A 255-nucleotide genomic window follows, 5' to 3' on the forward strand; every position below is an offset into this window, starting at 1 on the left:
CTTCCAGCCCTTCCGCCGTCGTGGTGACCAGCGTCACTACCGGCCCCTGATGGCTGAAGTGGTAAAACAGGATCCAGGCGCCGATCAGCGCGGTCACGATGGGAATGATCCACACCGGCGACCAGCGCTTGATCTTCTCGACGTCCGCGACGCTATGATTATTTTCCGTCACCTTGCGGCTCCTTGTTGATTGTTTCACTTGCGCGATCCCAGGTCAGCCGGGGATCAAATGTCATGGCGGCGAACATGGTGAGG

General features: G+C 58.8%; 1 pseudogene. It reads right to left on the bottom strand.

The features are described from left to right. Positions 1-172, bottom strand: a pseudogene (locus tag ACK3CV_RS25460) (intermembrane transport protein PqiB); the annotation flags it as partial. Positions 173-255 lie beyond the last annotated feature (83 nt).

This window comes from Serratia sp. TSO36, from assembly GCF_057808395.1.